This is a genomic window from Sphingobacterium sp. HSC-15S19, from assembly GCF_050433745.1.
GTDB classification, from domain to species: domain Bacteria; phylum Bacteroidota; class Bacteroidia; order Sphingobacteriales; family Sphingobacteriaceae; genus Sphingobacterium; species Sphingobacterium siyangense.
In genome coordinates, this window is record NZ_JBNPWQ010000022.1 from 56,126 (window position 1) to 69,432 (window position 13,307).

Below are 13,307 nucleotides of genomic sequence, written 5' to 3' on the forward strand. Positions count from 1 at the left end.
ATTTTAATAGAATTTTAGTAGATGAAGTATAAGATATCAGAAAAAAGAGCAGCTTTTCTAAGCAAAGCATTTTTTGAATACAGTTTTAAAGAAAATGTGCTTGATAGGGAGCTGTTGGAGGAAATCAACGAACCTATCGAACTTGATTTTATTGCAAAAAATCACAATTACGACGATGGGAATGATCTGCTACTTGCTATTGTAACCCATCCTTACTGTGATATTTCGACTGTTAAGATGATCTTGCATAGAGCTGATGTTGAAGGTTATTTAACGGATGCTGAGAGGTCAGGTGATTTCGAACTGATCAAGGCTATTATTACCCATTTAGATAATGGATTCTACAAGCATGAAAAATTCTATTATGATCCCGTTAGTGACCCTGGTGCTTTATCTTTTGATGTAGAAGAGTTAAAAAAATACATTAAGGAGGATGCTGTTCTGTTTAATAAACCCAGGGGAAAAAAACTCGAAACATCATTTGCAGATAATTTTCACCGCAGGGATCTGAAGTTCTATAATGGCACAATAAAAACTGTAAAATCATCTCAAGCTCTAAAGCTGATAACTGACAGATGTAATTTTATTTTTAAGGTACCTGAAGGAGATTTTAGGATAGTAAAGGACAATACGATAAAGAGTTTTATAGATTGTTATACTTTTCCTTCGGTTATAAAAGACCGTTTTGGAGCAAATGAAAAGAAACTAAGAAAGGTCATTATGCAGCCGGATCTTGTCATTGAGAATGATGATATTCTAGTGGTTCTTTTTCTATTTAATAGCCAAGCATTACAGCTGGAAAATGCGGCCACCAATGTTTCTACAATGATGCGCAATGAGTTTTTCTATATTCCGGCTTTTATTGAAATAGTTGCTGTTGAAGAAAATTTTGATAAGATAGCCCGCATCAAACATAGTGATACTTGGTTTGCTGTCAGTAAAGGCATGCAGGTCAAAATAAATGATGTCGGAAATTTAAAATTCCTGAGGCTCATCTTAGTGGAAAAAGGCGGCGTTTTATTTTCATTCTCAGTTGTTTCAGATCAGCAGCAAAATCTGAATAACGAAGTGATTAAAAATTTGATCAGCAATTGTTCATTGGAGTAATCGCTATGAATTGAAATATTACAGTGACTTTAGTGACTTAGCTGGATATTTCGATGCCATTGACCCTCCAGATTCGAAAACTGATGACCAATCAATTCGCTTCGGAATCGCATGGTCTCAATGCTTGAAATCTCCAGCTAAACTACGGACTATAATAAATATCAATATTCTGCAACATTCCGCCACAGTACAATATTAAAGTCAGTCAACAGCTGACAAATTGTACCCTCGCTGTCCTTTCCGATGTAAGTCGCATAAAAACCATCTCCATACCCCGTGGAGAAAAAGATGGCATTGTGATTTTGAAAGCTGTAATTTAAATAATCCTCGAATTTTTCGGAGAATATAATGTCCCAATTTTTACCGAGCAGCGTATTCAGACTATTCTTAGCTGCCTGATCAACGAAAAGACCTAGTCCTGCGTCTACTCCATATCCATATATTTCTTTGGATTTGAGGGGGATAGAAGTCTCTCCAGGTAATAACGCAAACTCCCATTCTTGGATGGGCTTATCTGAGAATTTTACGCGTGCAAATGCGACCCTTCGATCCTTATTGGCATTAATATTGGCCATTGCCAATTCGACTGGAAACTCTCCAACAGGAAAATTTTCACTAAAAGCTGCCGCATCCCTTAAGGTAACGGGATCAGTTGCGATAATCTGGCCTGATGATACCTTTAGATTTCCTAAAGCTATCTTATCAAAAGTTATTTCCGTACCGAATTGCGCTACTTTTGTGGCCTTCGTGAAACTTCCCTCAAATATCTGTGGGAATGTGAGCGATGTATCCTTAATGGTTATTTTCGGTATGGTATCCGTCAGGTCAAATTTGGCTGTTTGTACAATGACATCGTTAGTATTACGTGGAACTTTGTTTCTTGAAATGTATAAAAATAGCACAACGGCCATCAGACATATTGTTATTGTTATTTTGTGCATGGGAAATAATTTTCTTTATTTAGTTCATATCTCTATAGGATGAGAAACATCCTGAAAAAACTTTCTGAGCATTTCATATGTGCTGCAATCAGCGACAACCTGATTGGAGCTATCTATTGCCATTGCTTCACAACTTAAACAGATATTCAGTGCTGATACAATTTCGCCCGAACTATTATAGAGTACGATAGCATCCCTGTAAATGGGGGCACACATCCAGTTGGGCACGTCAGTTGTTTTCGTAAGTAAAATATTCTTTAGTAGACCGACTACCTCATTATCATACTGAAAAGTATTGATTCTTTGACTCGAAAAATGAAACTGCCCTGTATCATCAATTAAATATTGTGTTACACCTAATAGCTTGTCCAATTCGCTCAGTCGAATTTCTTCGATTTCGGTCAGATTGTTTCGTTTCTCCTTTCTCACTTTTAACCCATTACGTTCTGGTTTTAGCATTTGGATCACCGCATTGTATTCCTCTCCGCGCTGGAGGGAATAGGTCTCAACCTGGTCAAATGCAAAACTCTGTATATAATGAGAAGATGTGATTGAATTCGTGATCCTTTTCATCTTTGAAAGTGAACGGTTATTTCTCTAAATCCTAACGATAAAAGTATAAAAAATAGATTGTAGTAGCTAATAAGAATCTTAATACGCTTCTTCAAATAGAACTTTTAAAAAATCGCTAAGAAATTTTCTGTCTTACTTTTGGTGCTATCCCAGATCATAACTCTTAGCGTTTTTTTAACTTATTTTCTCATTTAAAAAGAGATCGAGCTTATCAGTCATTTGCAATCAAATTTGCAGCGTCACTTTTTAGATTGGTGGATAAATTTAGCTCGAACCATCTAAGAGCTCAAAAGTAATCCCTCCAGCATGATGCTTTCTTAATTGGTCGATTAATGGAATACAAGACGCATCATAAGCAATATGAGTTAGGTTTTTGTAAGTTAATAGCTCAATTAGAAGGTTTGGAATATCAATAATATGAGCATTTTTAAGAACCAGTGTTTTTAGGTTTTTTATCCTTAGGTTGGTCAAACCAATTAAATCAAAATGATCCAAATACAACAAACTTATATTTTCAAGGTCATTTATCCATAACGGGATATCATATGGACTGTTTTCTTTTACCCTTCTACTGCTATAATCACCTGTTAGAAATAGTTTTTCAAGCTGGTCAAGGTGTTTAACATGTTCATTTGGCAAGGTATTTCTGTCAAACCGAGTTGTTGTGTATAAAGCAAAGGGAACATTACAAATTCCTAATAAGATCGTTTCCCCCTGAAAAAATAGTACTGATCCATTTTTTTCATCACCCCAATTGACATGGAGCATACCACTTCCTCTAATGATACTTCTTCCTTCATTGTTGTCTTTTTCCATGATGACTAAATGTGGGACCCTACAACTACCAGGTCACAGTTTAACTTTTCCTGCAATTCAACTATAAATTCAGGTTTCAATTCAGGCCAGTTCCAAAATGTAAATCCAAGATTGCTGAATCCCGACTGTGGTTCGAAAACATATTGATGGATGTCACTTTCAGTGCCGCATATCGGAGACACAACAAGTTATCGGTAAAACCCTGGTACCAGGGATCCAGATCCCATTCATTGTCTACAATATTTCCAGTACAATTGGGGCATACTATACGATCGATACCATTTTGTCCGGTATTAAATATAGTACGCTCAGTTGTTATTTCCAGACCATTTACATCAAGTTGGTGTGGAAGGAAATGAGGCTCAAATACAATGTATTGAGCACCGTCAGAAAATGCATATCCAAGGTTGCCCAGTGTGCATTCCGATAATTCAGCTTTGACGATATCTTTCGAAACTAACCACTTTAAAATATCATCTACAGCAATTTCAGCGAAAGCGTACCTGGACACTCTTGGCACAAGCGAAATAGTATAATCACTCATAGTCTAAAAATAAAGAATAATGGGAATATTGTTCCAACGGTTTTATACAAATTTTTACGAAATAACTGGATCTGTTCCAGTACTCGAAAAGCGTAGTAGGGATTAAGCAATGGATTTTGATTAATTCAAATTGAATTGGCGTCAGGAAATACTTTTCAGCAGACTTGGTGCAAATCCAAACTGCTTCTTAAAGGCGAATGAAAAATGGGAAAGGTTTTCAAAGCCTACCTCATAGCAAACTTCCAGAGGCTTTTTTTTCTTTGCTGTTAGTTGATAATAGGCAAGCTCCAAACGTTTATAAGTTAACCATCGTTGTGGGGTCATGGTAAATGCTTTTTTGAAATCCCGTTTAAATGTTGTGAGGCTTCTGCCAGTGAGGTAACCAAACTTTTCCAGCGGAAGATTGAACATAAAATTCTTCTCCATATAATCGACTAGGTTGATCTTTCCGGGTTCTTCAAAATTAGCAAGTAATTGATCGATCCTTTTATCCAGGGTTCTGAGAATGCTGATGGCTTCGGTAATTTTAATCGCAGCAATATCCTCAGGGATATCTTTCATGTCAAAATAAGGGATAAGCGAAGCTAGACAGCTTTCTAGGAGAGGATGATTATTGAAACAAAAAATCTTCGGTGAATTTTGTGCTTGGGGATCTATGGTCTTACCAGCATAAAAATTTTTTAATGTTTCTAATGATAAATGCATGACTACCGTCTTGTGAGGTTCGCCATCTTTAGGGTAATTAATTATTGTAGCCAATTGGTTTCTGGGAATTAAAAAGATATCCCCTTTTCCAAATAGATAGGTGGCATCAGCCTGTACAATCTTGGTTTCTCCGGAAAGAAACCAGACCAACATATGTTGGTCAAACATAATGTCCGATTTAAAAAATTGGTCTTCGTAGCTGGAAAGCTTTATATCTTCGGTGATGTATCGGGCTTGGTATTCCATGATTTTTGCTTTTTTATGAAAGAAATCAATGAGGTAAATATAAGAAATAACATAATTTACTTTGTTTAAAAGTTCATTGCTGAAAATAGAGAGGCAGAAGGGCCATCTTGCCTCTCTTTTATGCTTGAAAGTAATAAATGGATTTATGGATTGAAACGGATACCTGTCATCTCTTCGATGAGTTTCCAAAGTCTTTTGGCGTTAGTTTCATCCAGTGAATAGGGATGTACCCCTTTTTGGACAGTAATATCTGATGAGACTACTGCGATATCTCCGTCTTCACAATAAACGCCGCCAATATGATCAAGCATAGGGCTTGTTGCACACCATACCGTTGTGGCAGCTCCTTGTGGGATCGTTTTTAGCGATGCAGCTACTTCGGGTAACATATTACCGTCTGCATCCACAAACCCCATTTTGTGGAATAGCTCCAATGGGACTTCTCTGCCCAATTCTGTGTCGCCGATAGAACCGGGATGAACCGCATAACTTCTGATATGAACAGATTGTCCTCGAGCGTCCAATTCCATTGAAAAAAGATTGACTGCGGTCTTGGATTGTCCATAGCCCTGTAATGTTTCATATTCTCTGTGCAGGAAATTAGGATCATCAAAATTAAAAGGTGCGAAATAGTGGCCATGAGAGGAAACATTAACCACTCGCGCTCCGTTGGCTTTTTTAAGGGAAAGCCATAATCTGGAGCTGAGCTGAAACAAGGCTAAATAGTTGGTAGCGAGTTGTGATTCTATACCCCGTTCATCTCTACGCAAAGGGACCCACATAATACCTGCATTGTTAATGAGTAAATGTAAAGGTCTTCCTGAAGCGACAAAATTTTCTGCGAAAACATCAATAGAGGCGGGAGACATTAGATCCATTGCTGCAATTTCAATATTGGATATTCCTTCCAGATTTTTCTTTGCTTTGTCGATATCACGTGCAGCGACAATTACGGTAGCTCCGGCTGCGGCGAGTATTCTTGTGGTTTCCAGTCCAATCCCTGTGTTGCCGCCTGTTACGATAGCTGTTTTGCCGGTAAGATCGATGTTTTGAATCACATCATTAGCCGTTGATTTTACATTGAAGCCCGAACCTATAGGTTGTTGTTGAGCTCCCTGATAATTATTCTTTTCCATTTTGGATACATTTAATTGTTATTACTGAGACAAAATTAGGACGGATCAATGTGTTCTGTTTTGTTCAAAAGGCCTAATTAACTTTGTTCAAAAGGGCAGGGGATCTTGATCAGGATATAAGCAGAAAAAAGGCAGGATCTTCAAAATTCTGCCTTCTATTTCGATGTTTTGGGCAAGTGTTACATTACTCCCAAGCCATGAATCCTCATAAGCAAAATACATCAGTTTTAATGATTAGAAAGTTGAGGATCCATAATCGTATATACATTACTGATTGTAGCAAGCCACATTTCAACGACTTCAGGAGTGGCCCGGTCAGCTTTATCAAAAAAGAGATGCTCTTTGATCTGAAAACCGCAGTACGTATAGATACCTTTATCAGATGTCAGTAATAATGCTTTATCCATACCGATAGCGGTATATTCTTCGTGGGATTTTCCGTGGGTATTGAGAATTATAGCCTGTTTTCCGGCTAATAATCCTTTTTGTATTCCCTGATCATAACGATAGGCAAACCCGTAGCTGAATACCCTGTCGATATACCCTTTCATAATGGCCGGCATGCCGGTCCACCAAATCGGATAGATAAAGGTGACCACATCTGCCCAGGAAATATACTCCTGTTCTTGTCTGATAAGTTCATTAACGTAGCCTTTTCGTTGTCCGTCCATATCTTCCAATGATAATACAGGGTCAAATCCCAGTTGATACAGGTCTCTGGTAATTACTTTATGCTTCTGTTGTTGCAGAACGTTTTCAATAGATTGTTTAAACTGAGCATTCAGACTTTCCTGATTGGGATGGGCGTAAATAATAAGATGTTTCATACCGTTACTTTTAATTGATTGAACAGTACAAAAGTAAAATAGGGAACACCTCAAAAATTGTAAGAAAACGAAACGGGTTATTCATTAGCCCGGCAAATATCCTGCTGGAATTTTAGGTAATTCTTAGGCGAAAGATTAATGAAATGTTTAAAGTCGTGAATAAGCTGGCTTTGATCATAATAACCACATTGATCGATGATTTCAAACCAGTTGACTTTTTCTTTAGAAAAATCTGTCTGCTGAATCAATTCAATGGCTTTAACAAAACGATGGTATCGATTCACTTCCTTTGCACTGAAGCCAAAGTGCCTTTTATGGATCAATTGGATGTTTCTTTCACTTTGTCTAGCTTCTTCAGCAATGGATTTGATGGAGTTCATCGTATCCGATCTGAAATTAGCCAATAGCGTAGAGGTGGCATTCTGCTGATTAAGATAGGGTTTGCAGAAATTAAGAATATGGTCTACCTTTTCTTCTGTGGCGGAAATACTATCTAATTGAAACCATAAACGGGTAAAACAATTTTCTTCCATAGCTTCATCTGGGTGAACAGGCAAATGATCAGATAGAAATGCTTTGCCAAAAAAACGATAAAATGCATCAGCCTTGAAATTAGCAACTAGGATAATGGAATCGGGGGGAAGGCTGTATTCAAATGCTGATTTAATAGGTCCCAAAACGATACATTTGTCAACTTCAATTTTTGTTTTTTGCTTGGAAACCAAAAATGCCTGAACTCCGAAATTAAAAACCATAATGGTTTGAAAAGAAGGGAGAAGGGTTTTGGTTATGGTATGTTCAGACTTATTTTCAGCATAATAGAAATGAGAGAACACTGTTTCAAACTCTTTAGGAGCAGAAATTCTGAAACTACGATATGTTTCTTCCTTTGGTTTCATTTATAACTACCAATATAAGAAAAATCTATGTTTTTGATCCTCATAGTTTGGATTATTTAAAAGCTCTTTATTCCTTTATAACCCGCCCAGTATTTTTCCTACCACAGGGAGACAAAGCCGGAAACTCCACTTTTGACTATCTGAACAGTGCATTCTTATTTGTCCTTCACAGCGGCTTAATAATGATAAAAATCGACAAAAAATTGAGACAGAAAGGCTACTAAAATTTTTGCTTTTAATGTATTTTTCTATAATTGTAAAACTTTAAACGATATCTCAAAATATTTGAGAAAACATCAGATAACCAATGAAGATTTTAAAGCAAGCTGTTCCATTTTGTTACTTTCGCACATCAAAGTTTTTGTCTGCCACGTGGAAGGTCAATTAATCAAAAATACGTTAATTATGAAAAGGATGCACTTTATTTTAGTCATGCTAATATCCACAGCGGTTATTTTTCATGCGAAGGCTCAAACAAATAATAACAACAACAACAACAACAACAATTACGATTTTTTTGATACTGTTGTAAACAACCACAATCAAATCTTTCCGGCTTCAGGTATCCCTTCGGCGATCGAAATGGTGCTAAAGTATTGCAAAGTGGTGGATTTTAATTTTTATGACTTGCAAATTAAATGGCAAAATAAAACGGATGGTTCTTTTCGCGACTTTGATAAAAAGGAATTATACGGAATTACTTTTTCCCAGAAATTTAATTTGCCACGGGATGAAAGTTTTCCGGTGGACAGTCTTTTTCAAGCGATAGAGAATGAATTGAAATCTGGGAAAAAGGTAATTATCGCACTTCAGGTGGAAACAGGTTGGTCCATTTTTGTCGTCTATAAACAAACTCCGGATGGCGAATTTGTTTCTTACAGCAAGTACGGCAGCCATACAACGATATTTCGAAATACAAAAGAAATTGTGAAAAAGTCTAACGGTACAGAAATCATGACGTACAGCATTGCACCTCATTTGTAGTGAAGTATTATCTTATCTTACAATCAAAAGTAATTTAAATTATGAAAAAAGTTCTCTTAAGTTTAGTTGTGTTAATGTCCACATCTTTTGTTTTTCATTCGAACGCTCAAACACATAAAGACGATAATTTTGAGTTTTTTGATACTGTCATAAATAACCACAATCAACTCTTTCAAATGTCTTGCATTCCATCTGCTATCGAAATGATCTTAAAGTATTACAAAGTGGTGGATTTTGATTTTTACGGCTTACAAATTAAATGGCAAAACAAAGCAGATGGTTCTTTCCGGGATTTTGACAATAAAGAATTATACGGTATTACTTTTACTCAAAAATTTGTTTTACCCCGAGATTCTAGCTTTCCTGTGGACAGCCTTTTTCAAACGATAGAAAATGAATTGAAGTCTGGGAAAAAGGTTATTATCTCCCTTCCGGCAGATGGTGGCTGGCATATGTTTGTTATATGCAAACAAACTCCGGATGGAGACTTTGTATCATATAGCAAACTTGGAAGTCATACATTAATACTTAGAAATACAAAGGAGATTGTGAAAAAGTCTAATGGTACGGAAATCATGACCTATCGCACTCCTCCTGGTATGTAGCCTTTGCGAGAAAGCCCTTTTAAGAATAGTTCCCTATCATTTTGCCAAACTGTTATTTGGTCCCAATAAGTCTGGAAAAATCTACAGGATTCTGATCAGTCAAAATCAAATTTAAAGTTTATATCTAATAAACTATTTAGTTCATCCGCAAGTTGGATTTGCACTAGTTCCCTTAATTTTGGTCCCAACAAGCATTAAAATCAAGGTTAGTATTGACATCTCCTTATAGCGGATTGACAGAAATGAATCTGCACATTTTGAAGACTATCCTTAACAGATAACTTCCTTTCCAATTGTCCTCTTTTTTATCGTATTGAAGTAGCTAGGTTTCTGGAGAGATTTTCTCTCCTTTATCGGTTGAATGTTCACCAAGCGTAATCGTGATCTCTGAAGGAAGTGCGGGAATAATTTTGGCATAGGCTTTTTCGCCACCAAGGAATTCGATTATTGCTGACATCGCCTTGTAACCAATTCCCGGCTGAATAAGAACTCAGCTATGCCGCCATAATGAATCTCGGTGCCATGAAAAATAATACCATTCAGCAATAAAATTGTTTAAATCTGTAAAATACGCTACCCAGTGGATTTCGTTATTTTTTTTGCGTTTTTTGTAGGTTGAATACCGTCCCGGCTGGGTCAGTAATCCAATGCATATTTTCCGGTAATTCTTCAATTTCATCACAGGTTTCCACCCCGTTGGATAGTAAATATGCTGTCGCCATTTCTACGTCAGGAACCATAAGCTGTAACCAAGTTTCAGAATGTGTGTAATTGTCCACACAGTCAAGCCATATAATATTATTGCCGAATTTTACTTCACATGTCCTCGACACAGTTGGGTTGTTAATCGGCTTTTCCTCCACGTTAAACTTTAAAACATCCCTATAAAAAACGACTGTCTTTTCATATTTGCTTTTGGGAATTTTTAGGGCAATATTAATTCCTGCCTCAAATTTTGTGTTCATATTTTGTGACTTTAGGTACTATACAAAGTAATCAAAATGCTAAATCAATACTCTTATCTTATGGCAAGATTTGCACATTTTATACTGAACATTATCATTTTATTCTTTTTTAGTCGAAATGGCTTTTTATCTTTCCTTTTTTATAAATTTAAAAGATAATAAAAGGCTGTTGCTTAGGTTCTTGAAAGATTGAAGGATTTCTAATCCGCGGCTATCGCCAATACGCGACCCGTTGGCTGTAATTTTAAACCAAAGCTCAACCAAAATAAATAATATCTTCACAATTTAAATCTAAAAAACTATGGGACATTATTATAATTACGTCAATGTGCTTTCTTTAACAGAAAGAGAGTTTAGTGATAAATCAACCAAGAAGTTGATTTAAAGAATCTAGAAAATTTACTAAATCGAATTCTGATGAAATAGAATAGTATTGCCAAAAGCGGGGAGGACTTGGGGGCAGAAACTTTTCGGCTCTAAAAGAACTTATGTCGTAGCTTGACATGTTGGTGCTGCGAAAGGGCCGTCTTCACCAAGCTGCCGAACCGTTACAAGCAACCGTGAAAATGACGTCAAACAAATAACAGGACTGAAATGAAACTTTCACATAAATTAGAAAATATACTGACAAAGATCACTGAAAAGAACACGAAACTTGGAGACTTACGAATTGTTGCCAAGGATATTAAAAAAGACCACGAATTGGCAATGGAACTTTGGTCATCCAAGCTTTTTTTTGCTCGTCAATTGGCAATCTTGATTATGGACAAGAAACTTTTAACCGAAGAAGTGATTGATCAATTAATTGCGGACATTAAGCAACATAACGAAAACGAGAAACTTCAAATGATTGATTGGCTCATGGCGAACCAACTAACAAAAGACAAAAAGACAATTGCTTTAATAGAAAGTTGGGCAGATAACCAGTCCTCGCTAAAAAGACGAATTTATTGGTATTTTCAAGGCCGTTTGCGCTGGACTGGACAACCACAACCCAACAGCGAAGAATTACTTACTAAAATTGAAAGTAAAATTGAAAAAGAAGAGCCGGAAGTGCAATGGGCAATGAATTTCACAACAGGTTGGATTGGAGTTTATGAAAAAAAATATCGAAATCGTTGTATAGCACTTGGCGAAAAAACTGGACTTTATAAAGGGAAAATGGTTTCAAAAGGTTGTACACCTGAATATTTACCAGAATTTATTGTCATTGAAAGCGATAAACGAAAGCTATAAAAGCATTATTTTTCGAATATCCACAACTGACTGACCAAAAGCCTGTGATAATAGGCCTATTAGTAGAATACATATAAATGATAGCTTACAAATCGAGAAAATCCCCATTGTATTAATATATAGCTCAGTATCTAAATTACACATCTATTTTTTATAAAAAATGATTATCTAACTCTTTGTGAATTATGATCTAGTTTAAAAAAAGGGAATTCACTGTTTAACAATGTTAGACTGTAAAACTGAATTTCTTATAAGCATAAAAAGTTGATTAATGTCCAGGTTAGGGGATAAAACCGATTGGACATAATTTGTACATCGCTTTGCTTCCCCAAGAAAAGTTTGATGTACAATGAGTAAAACGACCGTGTCGGGATAAAAATAATTTACAAACGAAAAGAAAAGTGCTGTGTCTTTAAATACGAGGCGATAATCTATCAACAGCAATTCTGGCCTTTCATTGATGTAAGAATTGCTGCTGATAGAATCAATAGAAGTTGCTTCAAGTACAATATTTGCGGGACTTTGTATATGCTCAGAAAAAAGTATACGGTAGGCGAACAGTAGCTTTCTCAAATTCGTAATAATACCAATATTGATTTTTTCCATATCTAACGATATTATTGTTATTTACAAGCTTTCTACTTATCGCTACCGATATATTGACACCTTTAAAATTGAGGTATACGTTGATTTAGGGATAGCATGTCAGATTGTGCTGAAAAGCATTTTCTCCCTTTTTCGGCTTCTTTATCACTTACAGTTTTTCGAAGTGATTGGCTCGAGAACCTATTTTTGTTTTTGGTATAGCATATTTCGATTCCTTCCGAGATACAATAATCCTTTCCTGAAAAATCGACCAATTTATATTCTTCACCTATAAAATACTTGTGAATGGGCAGCGACTGAAGCATATCCGTGATGTCTTTATCCGATTCAAAAGGAATAATTTCATCAACAAATTGACAACCCTCCAATTTGATAAACCGTTCAACCATTGTTTGTGCTGCATCTTGGGATTCAGCATTCTGTATGTTTGAATCGGTTTTAAGTCCTACAACCAAATAATCACATTTGCTCTTAGCTTCCTGTAGTGCAACAATATGGCCCACATGTAACATGTCGAATACGCCGAAAATAATACCTACGTTCATATATTCATTATTAGTTTATGCATTTATACGTTTTAAGGCGTAGTTAACTCCCTCATTTATGTTCACGACAGAACCCGGACTGACTCTTTCTTTCGATGCAATTATTCGGCGTAAAGAAGAACTCGAAAACCTGTTTTCCCGTCTATTGAAATACAATTCTATTCCTTTTTCTTCGCAATATTGCCTTCCTGTAAATGCTTTATCCATATATTCATCGCCTAAAATCCGCACATGTATTTTGAACGAACGTAGTACATCTTCCAGATCCTGTTCTGTTGCATATGGAATAATCATATCTACATGTTTACATGCCTTTAATTGCATATAGCGTTCAAATACAGATTGTGTTGGTTTGTTTTTCTCTGGACGATCAAGTGTTGGATCGGTTTGTAGGCCGCAGATCAGAAAGTCGCAATGTTCTTTGGCATCTTCGAGCATTTTAATGTGACCTGCATGGAGCAGATCAAAAGCAGAAAACGTAATTCCTATTTTTTTCATTTTATATTATTTTATAAACTGCAATTATTGAAGAGGTATAGGTAGAACGTAGCTCAAAAAGATTCGTTTTAATT

General features: G+C 36.2%; 16 protein-coding genes. 4 read left to right on the forward strand and 12 right to left on the reverse strand.

Annotation, left to right across the window (positions count from 1 at the left end):
- Positions 1-21 precede the first annotated feature (21 nt).
- Positions 22-1,107 carry a DUF4274 domain-containing protein gene (locus tag L1283_RS17895; protein WP_075993127.1) on the forward strand — a complete coding sequence of 362 codons (1,086 nt, stop codon included), beginning with the start codon at positions 22-24 and terminating at the stop codon, positions 1,105-1,107.
- Positions 1,108-1,268: 161 nt separating this feature from the next.
- On the opposite strand, the gene L1283_RS17900 is transcribed toward L1283_RS17895, so the two are convergent.
- From L1283_RS17900 to L1283_RS17935, 8 genes are all read right to left on the reverse strand, one after another.
- A complete protein-coding gene (locus tag L1283_RS17900) occupies positions 1,269-2,048 on the reverse strand; it encodes a DUF4241 domain-containing protein (RefSeq protein ID WP_083663668.1) in 780 nt (259 codons plus the stop codon).
- A gap of 24 nt (positions 2,049-2,072) precedes the next feature.
- Positions 2,073-2,621, reverse strand: a complete 549-nt coding sequence (locus L1283_RS17905) for a hypothetical protein (RefSeq protein ID WP_075993125.1) — start codon at positions 2,619-2,621, stop codon at positions 2,073-2,075.
- Positions 2,622-2,885: 264 nt separating this feature from the next.
- A complete protein-coding gene (locus tag L1283_RS17910) occupies positions 2,886-3,437 on the reverse strand; it encodes a hypothetical protein (RefSeq protein WP_075993124.1) in 552 nt (183 codons plus the stop codon).
- Positions 3,438-3,513: 76 nt separating this feature from the next.
- The gene (locus L1283_RS17915; RefSeq protein ID WP_075993123.1) at positions 3,514-3,981 is read right to left on the reverse strand and encodes a hypothetical protein; all 468 of its coding nucleotides are present in this window, start codon (positions 3,979-3,981) and stop codon (positions 3,514-3,516) included.
- Positions 3,982-4,122: 141 nt separating this feature from the next.
- Positions 4,123-4,932: a helix-turn-helix domain-containing protein gene (locus L1283_RS17920; RefSeq protein ID WP_075993122.1), complete on the reverse strand. Its 810-nt coding sequence runs from the start codon at positions 4,930-4,932 to the stop codon at positions 4,123-4,125.
- A 143-nt stretch (positions 4,933-5,075) separates the two neighbouring features.
- The gene (locus L1283_RS17925; RefSeq protein ID WP_145327133.1) at positions 5,076-6,068 is read right to left on the reverse strand and encodes an SDR family NAD(P)-dependent oxidoreductase; all 993 of its coding nucleotides are present in this window, start codon (positions 6,066-6,068) and stop codon (positions 5,076-5,078) included.
- A gap of 227 nt (positions 6,069-6,295) precedes the next feature.
- On the reverse strand, positions 6,296-6,895 hold the full coding sequence (locus tag L1283_RS17930; RefSeq protein WP_075993120.1) for an NAD(P)H-dependent oxidoreductase: 600 nt from the start codon (positions 6,893-6,895) through the stop codon (positions 6,296-6,298).
- Positions 6,896-6,972: 77 nt separating this feature from the next.
- On the reverse strand, positions 6,973-7,794 hold the full coding sequence (locus L1283_RS17935) for a helix-turn-helix domain-containing protein (protein ID WP_145327134.1): 822 nt from the start codon (positions 7,792-7,794) through the stop codon (positions 6,973-6,975).
- Positions 7,795-8,199: 405 nt separating this feature from the next.
- On the opposite strand from L1283_RS17935, the gene L1283_RS17940 reads away from it, so the two are divergent.
- Positions 8,200-8,778, forward strand: a complete 579-nt coding sequence (locus L1283_RS17940) for a hypothetical protein (protein ID WP_157626132.1) — start codon at positions 8,200-8,202, stop codon at positions 8,776-8,778.
- Positions 8,779-8,819: 41 nt separating this feature from the next.
- Positions 8,820-9,383, forward strand: coding sequence for a hypothetical protein (locus L1283_RS17945; protein ID WP_145330731.1), 564 nt, complete (start codon positions 8,820-8,822; stop codon positions 9,381-9,383).
- Between the two features lie 322 nt (positions 9,384-9,705).
- Here L1283_RS17945 and L1283_RS17950 read toward each other — a convergent pair whose 3' ends face one another.
- Both L1283_RS17950 and L1283_RS17955 read right to left on the reverse strand, forming a co-directional pair.
- Complete coding sequence (locus L1283_RS17950; RefSeq protein ID WP_257786995.1) at positions 9,706-9,840, reverse strand: hypothetical protein; 135 nt, start codon at positions 9,838-9,840, stop codon at positions 9,706-9,708.
- Between the two features lie 133 nt (positions 9,841-9,973).
- Entirely contained in the window at positions 9,974-10,348 is a 375-nt protein-coding gene (locus tag L1283_RS17955) for a VOC family protein (protein WP_075993116.1), read from the reverse strand.
- 594 nt (positions 10,349-10,942) lie between these two features.
- Between L1283_RS17955 and L1283_RS17960 the strand changes: the two genes are divergently transcribed.
- Positions 10,943-11,584 (forward strand): DNA alkylation repair protein, encoded by a 642-nt coding sequence (locus L1283_RS17960; protein ID WP_075993115.1) that lies wholly within the window; start codon positions 10,943-10,945, stop codon positions 11,582-11,584.
- Between the two features lie 668 nt (positions 11,585-12,252).
- On the opposite strand, the gene L1283_RS17965 is transcribed toward L1283_RS17960, so the two are convergent.
- Positions 12,253-12,735 (reverse strand): adenylyltransferase/cytidyltransferase family protein, encoded by a 483-nt coding sequence (locus tag L1283_RS17965; RefSeq protein ID WP_145330729.1) that lies wholly within the window; start codon positions 12,733-12,735, stop codon positions 12,253-12,255.
- A 15-nt stretch (positions 12,736-12,750) separates the two neighbouring features.
- On the reverse strand, positions 12,751-13,233 hold the full coding sequence (locus L1283_RS17970) for an adenylyltransferase/cytidyltransferase family protein (RefSeq protein ID WP_083663667.1): 483 nt from the start codon (positions 13,231-13,233) through the stop codon (positions 12,751-12,753).
- Positions 13,234-13,307: the final 74 nt, after the last annotated feature.